Below are 16,587 nucleotides of genomic sequence, written 5' to 3' on the forward strand. Positions count from 1 at the left end.
GGCCGCGGCGCCCGCCGCCGACGCCCCGCTGGACCGCCTCGCCGAGGGCGACCTCGCGGGCGGCATCGCGGCCCTGCAGACGCACCTGCGGGCCCAGCCCAAGGACGCCGCGGGGTGGGCCGCGCTCGGCGCCGCATACGTCGAGCAGGCCAGGACCAGCGGCGACCCGACCCGCTACCCGCAGGCCCAGGCGGCCTTCGGCCGCTCGCTGCGGATCTCCCCGCACGGCAACGACGCCGCGCTCGCCGGGCGTGCCGCGCTCGCCGCCGCACGGCACGACTTCCGTACCGCCCTCGCCGAGGCGGACCGGGCGCTGAAGGTGAACCCCTACGCCGAACGGGCCCTCGCCGTACGGGTCGACGCCCTGGTCGAACTCGGCCGCTACGACGAGGCGCTGCGCGCCGCCGAGCACGCCGACGCGGTGCGCCCCGGCATCCCGGTCTTCACCCGTCTCGCCTACGTCCACGAACTGCGCGGCGACACCGCCGGTGCCCGCCGCATCCTGACCCGCGCCCTGGACTCGGCCGCGACCCCGGGCGACACCGCCTACGTCGCCACCGCCCTCGGCCAGCTCGCCTGGAGCCAGGGCCACTACCCGGACGCGCTGCGGCACTTCACCACCGCGCTGCGCGCCGACCCCGGATACCTGCCGGCGGTCGAGGGCCGCGGCCGTACCCACGAGGCCCTCGGCGACCGGGAGAAGGCGCTGCGCGACCTGGGCACGGTCGTCGACCGCTACCCGCTGCCGGCCCAACTGGCCGCCCTGGGCGAGCTGTACGAGGCCGCGGGGCGGAAGGAGCGTGCGGCACGGCAGTACGCGGTCGTCGGCACCTGGATCGCCCTCGCCAGGGCGAACGGCGTCGCCACCGACCTGGACGCGGCGCTGGTCGCCGCCGACCACGGGGACGCCGCGGAGGCGCTGCGGGCGGCACGGGCCGAATGGTCGCGCAGGCGTACGGTCCACACCGCCGACGCGCTCGCCTGGGCCCTGCACGTCAACGGCCGCGACCGCGAGGCCCTGCCGTACGCCGAGCGCTCCTCGGCGCCGGGTTACCGCAACGCGGCCTTCCTCTACCACCGCGGTGTCATCGAGGCGGCCCTCGGCAGGCGCGAGGCGGCCAGGACCTCCCTCACCGCGGCACTCCGGCTCAACCCCGGCTTCTCGCCCACCGCAGCCCCCGCCGCCCGCCGTGCGCTGGCCCGCATCGAAGGAGACCCGTCATGATCCGGCACAGGATCCGGCGCAGGATCCGGCACAGGACGGCCGCCGCGGCGGTCACGGCGGCGGCCGGAGCGGCCCTCGCGCTGCTGCCCGCGGGGCAGGCGCAGGCGCATCCGCTCGGCAACTTCACCGTCAACCGCTACGACGGCCTGGTCGCCGCCCCCGGTGTGCTGCGGATCGACCACGTCGAGGACCTCGCCGAGATCCCGGCGGCACAGGCCGTACCCGTGATCGACCGGGACGGCGACCGTGCGCTGGGCCGCGCCGAGTTGGCGGACTGGGCGGCGCTGCGCTGCGACGCCGCCGCGAAGGGCGCGCGGGCGACCGTCGACGGCCGGCGCGAGCCGGTCGCGGTGCGCCGGGCGACGGCGGTGGTGCGGCCGGGGCAGGCGGGACTGACGACGCTGCGCGTCGAGTGCCGGATGACGGCGCGGCTGCCGTCCGGGGAGCCGGCGTCCCTGGACTACCGTCCGGCGGACGTCGCCACGGGGCCGGGCTGGCGGGAGGTCACCGCGCGCGGCGACCGCATGACGCTCCACGGCGCCGGCGTGCCGGCGGAGTCGGTGTCGCGGCGGCTCACCGCGTACCCGAAGGACCTGCTCTCCTCGCCCGCCGACGACCGCGCGGCCGGTTTCCGGGTGACCCCGGGCGGCCCCGCGCTCGCGGCGGAGGACGACGTCCCCGCCACCGCCGGTGTGCTGCCGCGCGGCGCGGACCGCTGGACGCGGGCCCTCACCGACCTGGTGTCGCGGCACGCGCTCACCCCGGGTTTCGCCGCCCTGGCGCTCCTGACGGCGCTGGCGCTCGGCGCGATGCACGCGCTGGCGCCCGGGCACGGCAAGACGCTGATGGCCGCGGCGGCCGCGGCGGGGGGCCGGCGTTCGCGCCGGGACATGGTCGCGCTGGGCGCCTCCGTGACGGTCACCCACACCATGGGGGTGTTCGCGCTCGGGCTGCTGGTGACGACCGGTTCGGCAGCGGCGCCCTCGGTCATCGGCTGGCTGGGGGTGGCGAGCGGTGTGCTCGTCGCCGGCGCAGGGGCGGTGCTGCTCCGCCGCGCGTGGCGGCTGCGGGGACGGACCCACGGTCACGACCACGGGCACGGTCACGACCACGAGCACGGGCACCTTCACCACGGCCACGGGCATCCCCACCACGACCGCCCGCATCACGCCCCGCCCACCTCCGCGCCCGCGCCCGCGTCCGCGCCCAGGCCCGCGCCCGCCGCGGAAGCCGTGCCCGCCACCGTCCTCACCGCCGAACGCCCCGCCCCCGTCCACCCCGTGCACGTCCATCCGCATCCGCATCCGCACGTCCACGTCCACCCGCACGAGCCGCGGCCCACCCTGCGGGGCACCGTCCTGCTGGGCTTCGCGGGCGGTCTCGTCCCCAGCCCCTCCGCGGTCGTCGTCCTGGTGGGCGCCGCCGCGCTGGGCCAGGCCTGGTTCGGCTTCCTGCTGGTCCTGGCGTACGGCGCGGGCCTGGCGGTCACGCTCACGGCCGCCGGTTTCGCCGTCGTCCGGCTCGGGCGGCTGGCCGGGAAGGCGTCCGTACTGCGGGCCCGAGGGCGGTCGTTCGCCGCGGCGCGGCGGCTCGCGCCGCTGGTCACGGCGTCCGTGGTGCTGGTGCTGGGCTGCGGCCTGGTGCTCAGGGCGGCGCTGGCGATGGCCGGTTGAGGGAGCTTTCCGCTGAAAGGGTCCGTTGGGGAGGAAGTTCGGTCATGCTGGGCTGCGGGCGGAGCGAAGGGGGGACACGCCGATGACACGGCTCGTGGCGGGGCGCTACCGGCTGATCAGCGAGCTGGGCCGGGGCGGCATGGGTGTGGTGTGGCTGGCCCGGGACGAACTGCTCGGCCGCGAGGTGGCCGTCAAGGAGGTCAAGGCCCCGCCGGGCCTGGAGGACCGGGAGGTCGAGCGGCTGTACGCCCGGCTGCAGCAGGAGGGGATCGCGGCGGCGCGGGTCGAGCACCCCAACGTCATCAAGGTGTACGACGTGGCCATGGCCGAGGGCAGCCCGTGGATCGTCATGGAGCTCGTGCGGGGCGTGACGCTCGACGACGTCCTCGACGCGGAGGGCCCCATGGACCCCCGGCGCGCCGCGGGCGTCGGCGGCAAGGTGCTGCAGGCGCTGCGCGCCGGCCATGCCGCCGGGGTGCTGCACCGCGACGTGAAGCCGGGCAACGTGCTCATCGGCAACGACGGGCGGGTCGTGCTCACCGACTTCGGCATCGCGATGATCGAGGGGTCGTCGGCGATCACCCGCACCGGCGAACTGGTCGGCTCGCCTGAATACCTGGCGCCCGAGCGGGCGCTGGGCCGCCGTCCCGGCCCGGCCTCGGACCTGTGGTCGCTGGGGGTGCTGCTGTACGTGGCGGTGGAGGGCGGTTCGCCGTTCCGCCGCGAGACGGCGCTGAGCACGATGCGCGCGGTGGTGGACGAGGAACTGCCCGCGCCCCGCAGGGCGGGAGCGCTCGCCCCGGTGATCACGGGGCTGCTGCAGAAGGACCCGGCTGCCCGGCTCGCGGGCGACGAGACGCAGCGGCTGCTGGACGCCCTCGCCGCCGGGCGCACCCCGCCGGGGGCCGGAACGGCGTACGCCACCACGCGGGCCGCCGTCCCGCTGCCGGCGCCGGGGCCGGGCGGCACACCGGTCCGCTCGGCCCCTGTCTCCTCGACCCCGGTCTCCTCCACACCGCTCGGGCCGACGACGCCCGTCGGCCCCGGGTACGGTCCCCCGCCCGCGGACGGTCCGCGGGCCCGGCCCCGCCGCGCGGTGGTGGCGATGACGGCGGGCGTGCTCGCCCTCGCGCTGGGCGTCGGGGGCGTGGCCTACGCCCTGTTCGACGAGGACCCGGGAGGTTCCGGCCCCTCGACCACCGCCGGCGAGACCCCGGGCGGCGGGTCGTCCCCGTCCGCCACGGGCTCGCCGGAGGACGAGGACGACGCGGAGGCCAGCGGCTACGAGGCGACGGCCGGCGGCGGTTCGGGCTCGCCGCACTCCTCGGCGCCGTCCGCCACACCGACCCGGGTGAACGTCCACGTCACGGTGTCGGCCGTGCGCGACACCTACACCGGGAGCTGTCCGCCGCCCGCGGAGCAGGCGCCGTCCTTCTCGGCGGTCGTCACGGTCGACCGCACTCCGGTGACGGTCACCTACCGCTGGACGTCGAGCGCCGGCGGTTCCGACCACGACGAGCAGACCCTGGACTTCCCCGCGGGGGGCGCGAAGAGCCGTACGGTCACGTACACGGTGCCGTCCTACGAGCCGGACGGCACGATCGAGGGCTGGGTCGCGTTCGCCGTGCGGAGCCCGGTGGAATCGGAGTCCGGACACGTCCCGTTCACGGTCACGTGCCGGGCGCCGAGCCCGTCGCCGAGCGGTTCGGACGGCACGGCGCCGACCCCCTGAGGCCGGCGCCCCGAACCGCCGCGGCACGGCCGAGGGGTGCCGGGCGATGGCCCGGCACCCCTCGTCTCATGCCGTCCGGGTGCTGCGCGCCGCCGTGCGGCGGGTCACGCGGCGGAGGTGAACACCGGCAGGTAGCCGCCGGACTGGCCGGAGGCGGTGGGGTGGTAGGACTCGTAGACGGGGAGGGTGAGGCTGTGCAGCCACGCCGAGCCCGAGCAGAGCTCGTGCCCCGTGAAGGTGCCGCGGACGTCGGCGAAGGTGTAGCCGTGGTCGGCGGCGCGCTTGGCGGTGACGGTGTCCAGGAGGTCGGCCGCGTCGTTGATGGCCCTGCGCTTGGTCTCGCTGAGGCCGATGCAGGTGGTGCCCAGCTTGTAGAAGCGCGGGTAGCCGAGGACGACCACACGCGCCGAGGGGGCACGGGAGCTGATGGCGTTGTAGACCGAGTCGAGGCGCGCGGGCAGCTGGTTGTTGGCGAAGTCCCTTGCCTGGTTGATCCGGCTGAGGCAGGTGCTGTCGGAGCTGAGGACGCAGGTGGTCATCACGTCGGCGAAGCCGGCGTCGTTGCCGCCGATGCTGATGCTGACCAGCGTCGTCGAGGAGTTGAGCGGACCGAGCTGGTTGTTGAGCACGTCGGTCGTGGTCGCTCCCGAACACGCGGTGAAAGAGAACCCGGACGGGCTATGGGTGTTGGCCCACAGCCGGGGGAACGCCTTGCTGCTGCGGTAGCAGCTGCCGCTCGAGCTGTCGTAGCTGCCGGAACCGACTCCGGCGGAGTAGGAGTCGCCCAGGGCCACGTAGACGGGGCCGGCGGCGTGGGCGGAACCGGTACCGAACAGGGCGATCGTGGCGGTAAGGAGAAGTGTGGATGCGGCTGACACGAAACGGGACAGTCTCATGGAACCTCCCTTAGCAGGATCTCTGCCGCGTCTTTCGTACCGCGCAGTAACACGTTCGGGAAGTGTCCATGCCAAGATTTATTGACATGAACATTTCTAAGCACGCCGCGATCGCCCCTGTGTGCACCGGAGCTGACGCCGCATCTGGCGCCGCACCTCACTCCCCCGGTCGGCCCGCTCCCGAAGGGCGCCGCCAACGCGACGCCAATCGAACACAACACCCCGGCCGTCCGAACTGTTCGACGTAAATCGCCCACGTCACGAGCGCCCGTCACCCCATCGGGCGCGGCGGCCGCTTCTGTTCGCCCCTTCCTTGACGCACGCGCCCGAATTGAGCGACATTGAACTTCTGCATCCGGCGTTTTGGGGGGCAAAGTCGCCAATGCAACCAACGCGTAGAGACAACGCATCCGGTCACCCGACCGGCAACGAATCACTTCCCCTGCTCGCGGGCGCCGCCGTGGGAGTCGGCGGGGTCGGCGCGGTGCTCGCGCTCGCGGACATCGCCTCGCCCGTCAGGGCACCGTTCACCTTCTTCTTCCTGCTGGCCGCCCCGGCGGCCGCGCTCGCCGGGGCACTGCGCTCCCTCGACCCGCTGAGCCGGGCGGTGGTGGCGGCCGGCGGCACGATCGTGATCGACCTGCTGGTGGCGCAGGGCATGCTCGCCCTGCACATGTGGTCGGTCCGCGGTGGTGTCGCGGTGGTCGCGGCGCTGAGCGCCGCGCTGTTCCTGCTGCCGCTGCTGCGGCGCTCCCTTGCCCGGGCCGAGAGAAGGCGGACTCCGTAAAGTGGACATCACCGTGTACCGCCCCGGCGAGCTCACCGCCGCCGACCGGGCGGAGTGGACCCGCGTGCAGGACCAGGCCGTGGCCTCGGGCAGCCCGCAACTGGGGAATCCCTTCCTGTCACCGGAGTTCACGCTGGCCGTGGCCCACCACCACCGGGGGGTGCGCGTCGGCGTGGTCCGCGAGGACGGCGTCCCGGTGGCCTTCTTCCCGCACCAGCGCTCGGCGGCCGGCGTGGGCCGGGCCGTCGGGCTCGGGCTGTCGGACTGCCAGGGGCTCGTGCACCGGCCGGGCTTCCAGTGGGACGCGCGGGAGCTGCTGCGCGCCTGCGGCCTGGCCCTGTGGGAGTTCGACCACCTGATGGAGGGCCAGAAGCCCTTCGAGGAGGGCGCGACCGGTACGTACCCCTCGCCCGTCATGGACGTGGAACACGGGTACGAGGCGTATCTCGGCCATCTTCGGGCGCACTCGCCCAAGTTCCTGCGGACCACGCTCGCCAAGGAGCGCAGGCTCGGCCGGGACGCCGGCGAGGTGCGCTACGTCCACGACGAGCGCGACGTGGCCGCGCTGCGGCGCCTGATGGCCTGGAAGTCGGCGCAGTACCGAAGAACCGGGCGCAGCGACCGCTTCGCGCGGCCGTGGATCGTCGAGTTGGTGGAGCACCTCTTCCACACCCGCACCGAGGGCTTCGCCGGGCGGCTGTCGGTGCTGTACGCGGGGGACCGGCCGGTCGCGGCGCACTTCGGGATGCGCACGCCCGCCGTGCTCGCCTGCTGGTTCCCGGCGTACGACACGGAGTTCTCCAAGTTCTCCCCGGGCCTGGTGCTGCACCTGCGGATGGCGGAGGGGGCGGCCGCCGAGGGGGTGGCCCAACTCGACCTGGGGCGGGGGCACAAGGAGTACAAGGAGTCGCTCAAGACGCGGGACCTGACGGTCTCCGAGGGATGGGTGACCCGCCGTCATCCGGTCGCGCTCGGGCACCGCGCCCGGCGTGCGCCGGTGCGCGCGCTGCGCAACGCGGTGACGGCCCGACCCGCGCTGCGGGAGCCGGCGGACCGATTCCTCAAGCGTGTGGGACGGTTGCGCGCCGGCGCACAATAACGGACATTGCCGTACAGGCATGATCAATCAGACGAGTCCATGGCAATTTCTTAAAACGGCATTCACTCTGTCAGGTATTGCCATAGGGTCTCAATCCTCAATATTGTCGTACATCCACCCGCGGCGACCTGTCATGCACAGCGGCTCAAGGGGAGGGCCAGAGAGTCGCGACAGGACAACCGCGGGGCGCGGTAGGGGGGTGCCGTGCTCGGTCACCGTCACACGTGTGCCGAGCCGCGAACCGCGCGGCCGGTCACGCATGCCCGCTCACCCGGCCGGCCTGCGCACGGGACACCGACATGCCCGCCATGCGCGGGGTCCCGGGCGGGGTGAGACCAACCCCCCTTTCGAACCGGACACGCCACAGGGCCGCCCGCGCGGGCGGCCCACCGGACGAGAGGGAAACACGACTCATGAGCTCCTTCCTGCGCCCGGCAGCCACCGGGCAGGCGCAGACCGCCGCAGTCCTGGCGCCGGACCATTTCACGCCGGTCTCCACGCACCTGGCCATCGCTCCGCTGGTCAGCGTGGTCATCCCGGCGATGAACGAGGCGGAGAACCTGCCGCACGTGTTCGCCACCCTGCCGTCCTGGATCCACGAAGTGGTCCTGGTCGACGGCAACTCCACCGACGACACCGTCCGCGTCGCCCGCGAGCTGCGGCCCGACGTGCGGATCGTCCCGCAGACCGGCAAGGGCAAGGGCGACGCGCTGATCGCCGGCTTCACCGCCTGCACCGGCGAGATCATCGTCATGGTCGACGCCGACGGGTCGGCGGACGGCTCCGAGATCGTCTCCTACGTCTCCGCCCTGGTCGCCGGGGCCGACTTCGCCAAGGGCTCCCGCTTCGCCAACGGCGGGGGCACCGACGACATGACGCCCATCCGCAAGCTGGGCAACCGCGTGCTGTGCGCCGCGGTCAACGCCAAGTTCGGGGCCCGTTACACCGATCTGTGCTACGGGTACAACGCCTTCTGGCGGCACTGCCTGGACAAGATCACCCTGGACTGCACGGGCTTCGAGGTGGAGACCCTGATGAACATCAGAGTGGTCACGGCCGGTCTGAAGGTCCAGGAGATCCCCAGTCACGAGTACGTGCGCATCCACGGCGCCAGCAACCTGCGGGCGGTCCGCGACGGGTTACGGGTCCTCAAGGTCATCCTGCGGGAGAAGAGCGAGCGCCGGGCGGGCCGCCGCGAGGAGGCCCGGTGACCCACGAGGACCTCCTCCGGGTGTCCGTGGTCGTCTGCGCGTACACCGAGGACCGCTGGGGGGACATCCTCGCCGCGGTGGCCTCGGTGCACGCGCAACGCCTCCCGGCCCACGAGGTGCTGCTGGTGGTCGACCACAACCCCGTCCTGCTGGCAAGACTGACCGGCCACTACGAGGACACGGCCGTGCGGGTGCTCGCCAACGCCGGCCCCCGCGGCCTGTCCTCGGGCCGCAACACCGGCATCGCCGCGTCGCGGGGCGAGGTCGTCGCCTTCCTCGACGACGACGCCGTCGCCGAACGCGACTGGCTGCACTGGTTCGCCGACGCCTACCGGGACCCGGCCGTCATGGGCGTCGGAGGGCGCACCCGCCCGGTGTGGGCCTCCGGGCGCCGGCCGCGCTGGTTCCCCGAGGAGTTCGACTGGGTGGTCGGCGCCTCCTACCGCGGGCAGCCCGCCGGGCGCGCCCGGGTGCGCAACGTGCTGGGCGGCAACGCCTCGTTCCGGCGGATCGCCTTCGACATCGCCGGGGGCTTCGCCACCGGCATCGGCCGGGACGGCGACCGGCGGCCGCTGGGCTGCGAGGAGACCGAGTTCTGCATCCGGCTCACCCAGGCCAAGCCGGGCAGCCTGCTGCTCATCGACGACCGCGCCGTGATCTGGCACCGCGTCCCCGCCGCCCGGGAGCGCTTCGGCTACTTCCGCACCCGCTGCTACGCCGAGGGCCTGTCCAAGGCCCTGGTCACCCGCAGCGTCGGCACGGACGCCGGGCTCGCGACCGAACGGCGGTACGCCACCCGCGTCCTGCCCGCCGGCGCGGCCCGCGGGCTGCGCGACGCCCTGCGCGGACGTCCGGGCGGCGCGGGCCGGGCCGGCGCCATCGTCGCCGGCGTCGCGACGACGGCGGCGGGCTACGCCGTCGCCCGGTTCCGCACCCGAGGGGAGGCCGGCCCGGCATGAGACCCAGCGCCGCGTCCCCGTCCGACCACAACGCACCGGGAGGTGCCCTCGCATGACCGAGCCGGCCGGGCAGGGGAGCGGCCCCGTGCCGATCCTGATGTACCACGCCGTCACCGACACGCCCGCGCCCGCCACGCGCGGGCTGTCGGTCAGGCCCGGCGCCTTCGCCGGGCAGATGGCGCTGCTCGCCGCGCGGGGCTTCAGCCCGCTCGGCAGCACGGCACTGGCCGACGCGTGGCGCGCGGGGCGGCCGCTGCCGCCCCGCCCCGTGCTGATCACCTTCGACGACGGCTACGAGGGCGTGCACCGGCACGCCCTCCCCGTGCTGAAGGGCCTCGGCTTCCCGGCGACCCTCTTCGTCTCGACCGGCTGGCTGCGCGGGCCGTACGAGGTGCCGGGCGCCGCCCTCGACACCATGCTCGACTGGGAACAGGTGCGCGAACTGCACGCCGCCGGTGTGGAGATCGGCGGCCACAGCCACACCCATCCCCAACTGGACCAGCTCGACGACGAACGCCTGCGGTCCGAGGTGCTGCGCTGCAAGGAGGTCCTGCGCGACGAACTGGGCGCTCCCCCGCTCTCCTTCGCCTACCCGTACGGCTACTCCAGCCGCCGCGTACGGCGTGCCGTGCGCTCCGCGGGGTTCACCTCCGCCCTCGCCGTCGGCAACGCCCTCGCGGACCGCCGGCGCCAGGGGCCGTACGCGCTGGCCCGGGTGACCGTACGCCGGAGCACGGGGACCGAGGAGTTCGAGCGGCTGGTCGAGGGCCGCTCCGTCGCCCGCGACTTCGCCAAGGACCGGGCGCTGACCAAGGGGTACGCCCTGGTCCGCAGAGCCCGGCGGTGCCTGCGGAAGGTGCACGAGACCCGTGTCTGAGACGACGGCCACCACGAGCACGACCACCACGGATCCCGGGGCCACCGCCGCGCCGCCGCCCGCCGCCACGGGCGGCGGCCCCCTCGACAGGGGCGAGGACGGGGGGACGACCGCCCAGCGCGGCGGCAACCAGCTGTTCCGCAACGCGTACGCGCTGATGCTCAACACCGGCGTCTCCGCGGTGCTGGGCCTCGGCTACTGGCTGGTCGCCGCGCGCTACTACACCGAGGACGCGGTCGGCCAGGGCTCGGCGGCGATCGCCGCGATGAAGTTCCTCGCGGGGCTCACCGCCGTGACGCTCACCGGGGCGCTGGCCCGGTTCATCCCCGTCTCGGGGCGCCGTACCGGGCGGCTGATCTTCGGTACGTACGCGGGGAGTTCGGCGGTCGTGGCGCTCGCCGCGGCGGTCTTCCTGCTGACCCTGGACTTCTGGGGCCCCTCGTACCGCTTCCTGCACGGCCCCGTCAACGGGCTCGGCTTCCTCGCGGCGGTCGTCGGCTGGTCGCTGCTGACCCTCCAGGACGGGGTGCTGACCGGGCTGCGCAGCGCGGTGTGGGTGCCGGTGGGCAACACCGTCTTCTCCGCGGCCAAGCTGGCGCTGCTGGTGGGCATCGCCGCGGCCGTGCCGACCGCGGGCGTCTTCGTCTCGTGGGTCGCCGCGATCGCGCTGTCGGTCGTCCCGCTCGGCTGGCTGGTCTTCCGGCGGCTGGTGCCCCGGCACGTCAAGGCGACCGAGGGCACCACGGCCGCGCCCCCGCCGCGCGAGATGCGGCGCTTCGTCGCGGGGGACGCGACCGGCTCCTTCTTCGCCCTCGCCGTGGTCTACCTCGTGCCGGTGATCGTGGCCTCGCAGATCAGCTCCGAGGACAACGCGTACTTCTACATCACGATGACGATCGGCGGCACGATCGACCTGCTGGCGATCAACATGGGCGCCTCGCTGACCGTCGAGGGCGCGCACGACCCGTCGCGGATCGCGGAGAACTGCCGGGCCGCGCTGCGCCGGATGGCCAGGATCATGGTCCCGATCGCCCTGTTCATGGTCGTCTTCGCACCGCAGATACTCGGCGTCTTCGGCGAGGGCTACGCACGCGAGGGTGCGCCGCTGCTGCGGCTGCTGGCGCTCTGCTCGCTGACCCGAGTGCTGATCGAGGTGTACTTCGGCATCCTGCGCGCCCAGAGCCGGACCGGCCTCCTCGCCGTGCTCCAGGGGCTGCTGTGCGTCCTGGTGCTGGGGTTCACCCTCGCGCTGCTGGGCCCGCTGGGCATCACCGGCGCGGGCTGGGCCGAACTGGGCAGCCTCGTCGTCATCGCGCTGGTCTCGCTGGTCGGGCTGCGGCGGCTGGTCTCCGGCACGGCGTCCACCGTCCCCGCGGCGGAGCCGGCCGCAGCCGCGGAGACGGCGGGGGCGACCGAGGCCGCGGACACGGCGGACGCGGCGCGCGCGGCGGAGACGACGGCCGCCGGTGAGGACCTGGAGATCGTCTACGGCACGCGCTGGGCGCGCGCCGCGGCGCTGGACAGCGACACGCTCCAGCTCGGCGTGCGCATGGACTTCGACCACCCGGAGCGGCGCCCCTATGTGACGCCCCCGCAGGGCACCGCCGTGCCGGCACCGGCGTCGAAGCCGGCGTCCGCGTCCGCGACGGCGTCCCGAGCGCTCCCGGCGCTCCCCGCGTCCCCGGCACGGAGGGCCGCGGAGCCCTCCACCGACGGGCCGGGGAGACCGGGCCCGCCCGCGCAGCCGCCTCCGGAGGAGGGGCGGCGCGGGCGCACCCTGCTGCTCGAACTCGGCGTGTGGGGACTGCTGCTGTGCGCGCTCGGGCTGTACTGGCTGCCCCTGCGCGGCATGGACGACAGCTCGCTGGACGCCATGAACGGGCTCGGCCTGGTCTCCGTCCTGCCGCCCGCGACGCTGGCCGGCGCGGCGCTGCTCGTCCTGGCGTTCGTCTGCGGACTGTGGCTGCCCGGCCGGCGGCCATGGCTCCTGACCGCCGTCCTGCTGGCGACCGTGGTGTCGCTGCACGCGGTCCCGGCGGTGCTGGAGGAGCAGCCGCGGTTCGCGACGGCCTGGCAGCACGCGGGCTTCATCGACTACATCGGCCGGACCGGGGACGCGGCGCCCGACATGGACGCCCGGTTCTCGTGGCCCGGCTTCTTCGCGGTGGTCACGCTCGTCGCCTCGGCCTGCGGGGTCACCGACCTCACCGAGGTGCTGCGCTGGTGGCCGCTGGCCGTCCAGTTGCTCTCCCTGGCCCCGCTGGCGCTGCTGCTGCGCGCGGTCCGGGCCGGCCGGCGGGCCAAGTGGTGCGCGGCGTGGCTGTTCGCGCTGTGCGGCTGGGTCGGGCAGGACTACTTCTCCCCGCAGTCCCTCAACCACCTCCTCTACCTGATGTTCGCCGCCGTGCTCCTGGTGTGGTTCCGCGCCGCCGGCCCGCCCGCGGGCAAGCTGATCCCGGGCGAGGCCGACGTGCCGACGGTGGGCCGGGGCGACCGGGCGCTGCTGCTGGCGCTGCTGGTCGGGCTGTTCGCCGCCTCGGTCGTCAGCCACCAGCTGACCCCGTTCGTCATGCTCGGCGTGCTGACCGTGCTGGTCCTCGTCCGCCGTTCCACGCCGGCCGGGCTGCCCCTGTTGTGCGGGGTGCTGCTGGTCGGGTGGATCTGCTTCGTCGCCGAGCCGTACTGGTCGGGTCACTTCGACGAGCTGTTCGGCGGCATGGGCTCGCTGGGCGGCAACGTCTCCTCCAGCGTCTCCGGGCGCATCGAGGGCGGCAGCACCGTACACAAGCTGGTGCTCTACGTGCGGGTGGCGCTGGCGGGCGCCGTCATGGCGCTCGCGGTCCTGGGCTGGCTGCGCCGCCGCTGGGCGGGGTTCACCGACCGGGCGCTGCTGGTGCTGCTGTTCGTGCCCTTCCTCGGCTTCGGCATGCAGTCCTACGGCGGCGAGATGGCACTGCGGGTGTTCCTCTTCGCCCTGCCCGGTGCCTGTGTGCTCGGCGCGCTGGCGATCTTCCCGCGCAGCTCGTCGGACCGGGGGTGGCGCGGGCCGGTCGCGGCGCTGCTCGCCGGCTGGGTGCTCATCGCGGGCTTCCTCGTGGCGCGCTGGGGCAACGAGTCCTTCGAGCGGGTCCGCACGGGCGAGGTCGCGGCCATGGAGTACGTCTACGAGCACGACCGGCCCACCGCGCGGGTGGTCTGGCTCAGCACCGACCCCATGGAGGACGTCACGCCCAGCCTGCCGTGGAACGCCCGCGACATGGAACGCGTGACGTACGTGCCGGTACTCGCCCCGCGCGACCCGGTGCTGGTCGGTCCGCTGGTCGAGGCACTGCGCGACGCCGGGCCCAACTCGTACCTGATGGTGTCGCGCGGGCAGAACACCTACCTGCAGCTGGACGCCGGCTTCTCGGCGACCTGGCCGGACAAGCTGCTGCGCTCCCTCGACGCACGCCCCGAGCTGCGGCCGGTGCTGCGCGACGGGGACGCGACGCTGTACGAGCTGCGGGAGCAGCCCGCCGACTGGCCGGTACCGGAGCCACGGCCCGGCCGCGTCTTCCCGGTCGTGACCTGGAACGCCTGGACGGCGGCGGGCGTGCTGGCCGGGGTGGCGCTGCTGGTGCTGCTCGGCGCCCGCGAACTGGCCCGGGTCACGCTGCCCGAGGCACGGCGGCGGCGCGGCATGCGGATCTCGCTGCTGGCGGCCGCGCCGCTGCTGCTGGTGTTCCTGGCCGCCACGGTCGAGCGGTTCCTCACCCTGCGGTGACCGGCCGGGCCCCCCGCCCGTACCGGCGGGGGGCCACCGGGGTTCGTCGGGTGGCCCCCCGGGGGAACACCCGTCCGAGCCTCCGCGTTGTCGTGGCAGGAGTGAAGGAGGTGGCCCGATGACCGAGGACCAGAACCCCCGGAGGACCGTGGCGGACCCGGCCGTGGAGGACGAGGCCGCGCAGTCGCGGCGCGCCCGCTTCGGGAAGCTGCCGGACCGCATACGCCCGGAGGACACTTTCGTGGAGACCCCGGCCACGGCCCCGCAGCCCGCCAGGGACACCTACAACCCGGACGAGTGGCTGATCCGCACCGTGGGCTGACCGACCGCGGCCCGCCGGAGGTTCGGTGGACCGGCGGGTGCGGGTTCGTCTCGCGCCCTGCGGGCGCACAGCGCCGGCTGCGGTGGGGAGGGTGGGGGCCGCCTTGTTCGCAGTGTGCGGCCCGGTGGTCGGTCGGGGTTCGGGCGCCGGAGCGGGGTGCCTCTCCCTCGGCGGAGGTCTCGTTGCCGTCCGCGGGTGCAGATGGCCGGTGACCACGCCCACCCTTGGTGAGTGGCGCGCCCGCCGTAACCGGCGTCTGCGGGTGCTTCCCCGATCCCGACATCGGGCTCTCTTCCGACGTCCATACCGTCGAAACAGAGCCCGATCTCACGCCGACCGCCCAGGCAGCACCCCGAATCACCCGCAGTCGCGGGTTACGGCGGGCGCGCCCACCACCCACGGATGGCGTGGCAACCGGCCATCTATACCCGCTGACGGCAACGAGACCTGAGGCCACCGGAAACGTGACCCGCTCCGGCGCCTGAACCCCAGCCACCCACCCACCCGCACACTGCCGACAAGCCCCGGACCCCCACCCTCCCCTCCGCAGCCAGCCGCTTTGCGCCCGCAGGGCGCGACACGGCGGGACAGCCGAACAACCAGCCCCGCACCCGGCTCGGCTACCCCCGGCGCAGCCAGCGGACGCCGTACGCGGGGAGGTCGAAGGAACGGCCGTCGACCGTCGCCCGGATGGTACGGCCGAGCGTGTTGACGACCAGGACGGCGCGGTCGTCCGCGAGGACGCGCACGTTGGGCCGGTCGTCCTCCGCGACGGACACGTCACGGAACCGGGTGCCCGGCGGGAAAGCGGCGGCGAAGCGCCGGAGCAGGTCCATCATGGGCAGTTGCTCCCCGCCGCCCGAGGAGAGCTCGGTGCTGGTCCACAGACAGCCGGGGCAGGAACGGCCGCGTTCCTGGGGGTTCCAGTAGAAGGCGGCGTCGGCGCCGCCGCGGGCGAGTTCCATCATCGCGGTGGCCTGCACGGCGGTGCGATGGGGCTCGTCCCAGCCGGCACTGCCGTCGTCGGGCTCCACGTACCACTCGGCCCACCACAGGGGCAGCCCGCCGCTGCGTTCCTCGAGCCAGCGGCCGACCGCCGCGAACTTCTCGGTGGCGGCGAACTCGTCGGGCCGCATGCGGTCGTCGCGGCTGGTGCTGGAGCCGTCGGCGACGATGAAGTCGGCCCCGGCCTTGTGCTCCAGCCAGTAGTCGACGGCGTCCAGGGCCCGCCGGTCCGCGGCGCCCCAGGGGCCCTTGAGGGTCGCGGAGGCGTCCCCGTTGCCGTCGTCGCCCGGGGCGAAGCTGTCCATGACGAGGTAGGGGCCGCCGACGAGGTTGCCGGGGTTCACCTCCTTCAGGGCGCGGTACACCCGGTTGTAGAGGTCGGTGTAGCCCTCGTAGTCCCAGCGCTGCCGGCCGTCGTTCCAGAAGCCCTTGAACTCGTTCCAGACGATGAAGTGCCGCACGTCCGGGTAGCGCCGGGCCACGGTGGCGGCGAGCGCGGCGAAGTCGTCGAAGTGCGCGCGGTCGGGGGCGACCTCGAGCCGCGACCAGTCGGTCGTCCCGGCCTTGCCGCCCTTCATCCAGTCCGGGGCGCAGCACAGCGTGATGACGGGCGTGCCGCCGCTGGCGCGGACCAGGTCGACCCGGTCGTCGAGTTCCCCGAAGTCGTAGGTGCCGGGCGAGGGCTCGGGGTTGTCGGCGCCCCAGCCCATGATCGCCTGGTTCTGCGGCAGCGCACGCTCCGACAGCAGCCGCTCCGCGGACCGCTTGGCCGTGCGGCCGCCGTGGTCCGCGCTGTACTCGGTGTGGGTCAGGCCGAAGCCCAGTCCGGTCGTGGGACTTCCGGTGGGCGCGGTCGACGGACCGTGCACCCCGCCTCCCGCGCCGCCGCTGCCGCGCGCGGTGCTGCCCGCGCCGCCCCCGAGATCGCACATCGCCAACAGGAGTACCAGCGCGGCCACTCCGATGCCCAGGAGCACGGTGACGCCTCGCCGCCCGGCCCCCGGCAACCCCACACGCACGTTCGCATGACGTCCCATC

12 protein-coding genes are annotated in these 16,587 nt (G+C 74.3%); 10 read left to right on the forward strand and 2 right to left on the reverse strand.

Annotated elements, in window-relative coordinates; all coding sequences use genetic code 11:
• The 3 genes from ABZ479_RS30045 to ABZ479_RS30055 all read left to right on the forward strand — a co-directional run.
• Nucleotides 1-1,225: tetratricopeptide repeat protein (locus ABZ479_RS30045; protein ID WP_500464491.1), on the forward strand; the 1,225-nt coding region annotated here is incomplete at its 5' end.
• Nucleotides 1,222-2,898: a nickel transporter gene (locus tag ABZ479_RS30050; protein WP_500464492.1), complete on the forward strand. Its 1,677-nt coding sequence runs from the start codon at nt 1,222-1,224 to the stop codon at nt 2,896-2,898. The genes ABZ479_RS30045 and ABZ479_RS30050, both read left to right, overlap by 4 nt.
• 82 nt (nt 2,899-2,980) lie before the next feature.
• Nucleotides 2,981-4,630 (forward strand): serine/threonine-protein kinase, encoded by a 1,650-nt coding sequence (locus ABZ479_RS30055; protein ID WP_500464493.1) that lies wholly within the window; start codon nt 2,981-2,983, stop codon nt 4,628-4,630.
• A gap of 104 nt (nt 4,631-4,734) precedes the next feature.
• Here the strand turns inward: ABZ479_RS30055 and ABZ479_RS30060 are convergent, their stop codons facing one another.
• The gene (locus ABZ479_RS30060) at nt 4,735-5,526 is read right to left on the reverse strand and encodes an SGNH/GDSL hydrolase family protein (protein ID WP_500464494.1); all 792 of its coding nucleotides are present in this window, start codon (nt 5,524-5,526) and stop codon (nt 4,735-4,737) included.
• 460 nt (nt 5,527-5,986) lie between these two features.
• Between ABZ479_RS30060 and ABZ479_RS30065 the strand changes: the two genes are divergently transcribed.
• The 7 genes from ABZ479_RS30065 to ABZ479_RS30095 all read left to right on the forward strand — a co-directional run bounded on the left by ABZ479_RS30065 (nt 5,987) and on the right by ABZ479_RS30095 (nt 14,544).
• The gene (locus ABZ479_RS30065) at nt 5,987-6,313 is read left to right on the forward strand and encodes a hypothetical protein (protein WP_499603746.1); all 327 of its coding nucleotides are present in this window, start codon (nt 5,987-5,989) and stop codon (nt 6,311-6,313) included.
• 1 nt (nt 6,314) lies between these two features.
• A complete protein-coding gene (locus ABZ479_RS30070; protein ID WP_500464495.1) occupies nt 6,315-7,412 on the forward strand; it encodes a GNAT family N-acetyltransferase in 1,098 nt (365 codons plus the stop codon).
• 413 nt (nt 7,413-7,825) lie between these two features.
• Nucleotides 7,826-8,623 (forward strand): glycosyltransferase family 2 protein, encoded by a 798-nt coding sequence (locus tag ABZ479_RS30075; protein WP_500464496.1) that lies wholly within the window; start codon nt 7,826-7,828, stop codon nt 8,621-8,623.
• Complete coding sequence (locus tag ABZ479_RS30080; protein WP_500464497.1) at nt 8,620-9,582, forward strand: glycosyltransferase family 2 protein; 963 nt, start codon at nt 8,620-8,622, stop codon at nt 9,580-9,582. Before ABZ479_RS30075 ends, ABZ479_RS30080 begins: the two co-directional genes overlap by 4 nt.
• A 52-nt stretch (nt 9,583-9,634) precedes the next feature.
• Complete coding sequence (locus ABZ479_RS30085) at nt 9,635-10,459, forward strand: polysaccharide deacetylase family protein (RefSeq protein ID WP_500464498.1); 825 nt, start codon at nt 9,635-9,637, stop codon at nt 10,457-10,459.
• Entirely contained in the window at nt 10,452-14,222 is a 3,771-nt protein-coding gene (locus tag ABZ479_RS30090; RefSeq protein ID WP_500464499.1) for a lipopolysaccharide biosynthesis protein, read from the forward strand. The genes ABZ479_RS30085 and ABZ479_RS30090 overlap by 8 nt, the downstream gene beginning before the upstream one ends.
• Nucleotides 14,223-14,340: 118 nt before the next feature.
• Complete coding sequence (locus ABZ479_RS30095; RefSeq protein ID WP_500464500.1) at nt 14,341-14,544, forward strand: hypothetical protein; 204 nt, start codon at nt 14,341-14,343, stop codon at nt 14,542-14,544.
• Nucleotides 14,545-15,164: 620 nt separating this feature from the next.
• Here ABZ479_RS30095 and ABZ479_RS30100 read toward each other — a convergent pair.
• Complete coding sequence (locus ABZ479_RS30100; protein WP_500464501.1) at nt 15,165-16,586, reverse strand: xylan 1,4-beta-xylosidase; 1,422 nt, start codon at nt 16,584-16,586, stop codon at nt 15,165-15,167.
• Nucleotide 16,587 lies beyond the last annotated feature (1 nt).

The sequence above is a fragment of the Streptomyces sp. NPDC005722 genome (assembly GCF_040630935.1).
Taxonomy (GTDB): domain Bacteria; phylum Actinomycetota; class Actinomycetes; order Streptomycetales; family Streptomycetaceae; genus Actinacidiphila.

What these genes read in the sequence shown, in the direction of transcription:
- ABZ479_RS30095 (WP_500464500.1), top strand. Translation starts at nt 14,341, where the DNA reads ATGACCGAGGACCAGAACCCCCGGAGGACCGTGGCGGACCCGGCCGTG.
- ABZ479_RS30060 (WP_500464494.1), bottom strand. Translation starts at nt 5,526, where the DNA reads ATGAGACTGTCCCGTTTCGTGTCAGCCGCATCCACACTTCTCCTTACC.
- ABZ479_RS30075 (WP_500464496.1), top strand. Translation starts at nt 7,826, where the DNA reads ATGAGCTCCTTCCTGCGCCCGGCAGCCACCGGGCAGGCGCAGACCGCC.
- ABZ479_RS30085 (WP_500464498.1), top strand. Translation starts at nt 9,635, where the DNA reads ATGACCGAGCCGGCCGGGCAGGGGAGCGGCCCCGTGCCGATCCTGATG.
- ABZ479_RS30100 (WP_500464501.1), bottom strand. Translation starts at nt 16,586, where the DNA reads ATGGGACGTCATGCGAACGTGCGTGTGGGGTTGCCGGGGGCCGGGCGG.
- ABZ479_RS30050 (WP_500464492.1), top strand. Translation starts at nt 1,222, where the DNA reads ATGATCCGGCACAGGATCCGGCGCAGGATCCGGCACAGGACGGCCGCC.
- ABZ479_RS30055 (WP_500464493.1), top strand. Translation starts at nt 2,981, where the DNA reads ATGACACGGCTCGTGGCGGGGCGCTACCGGCTGATCAGCGAGCTGGGC.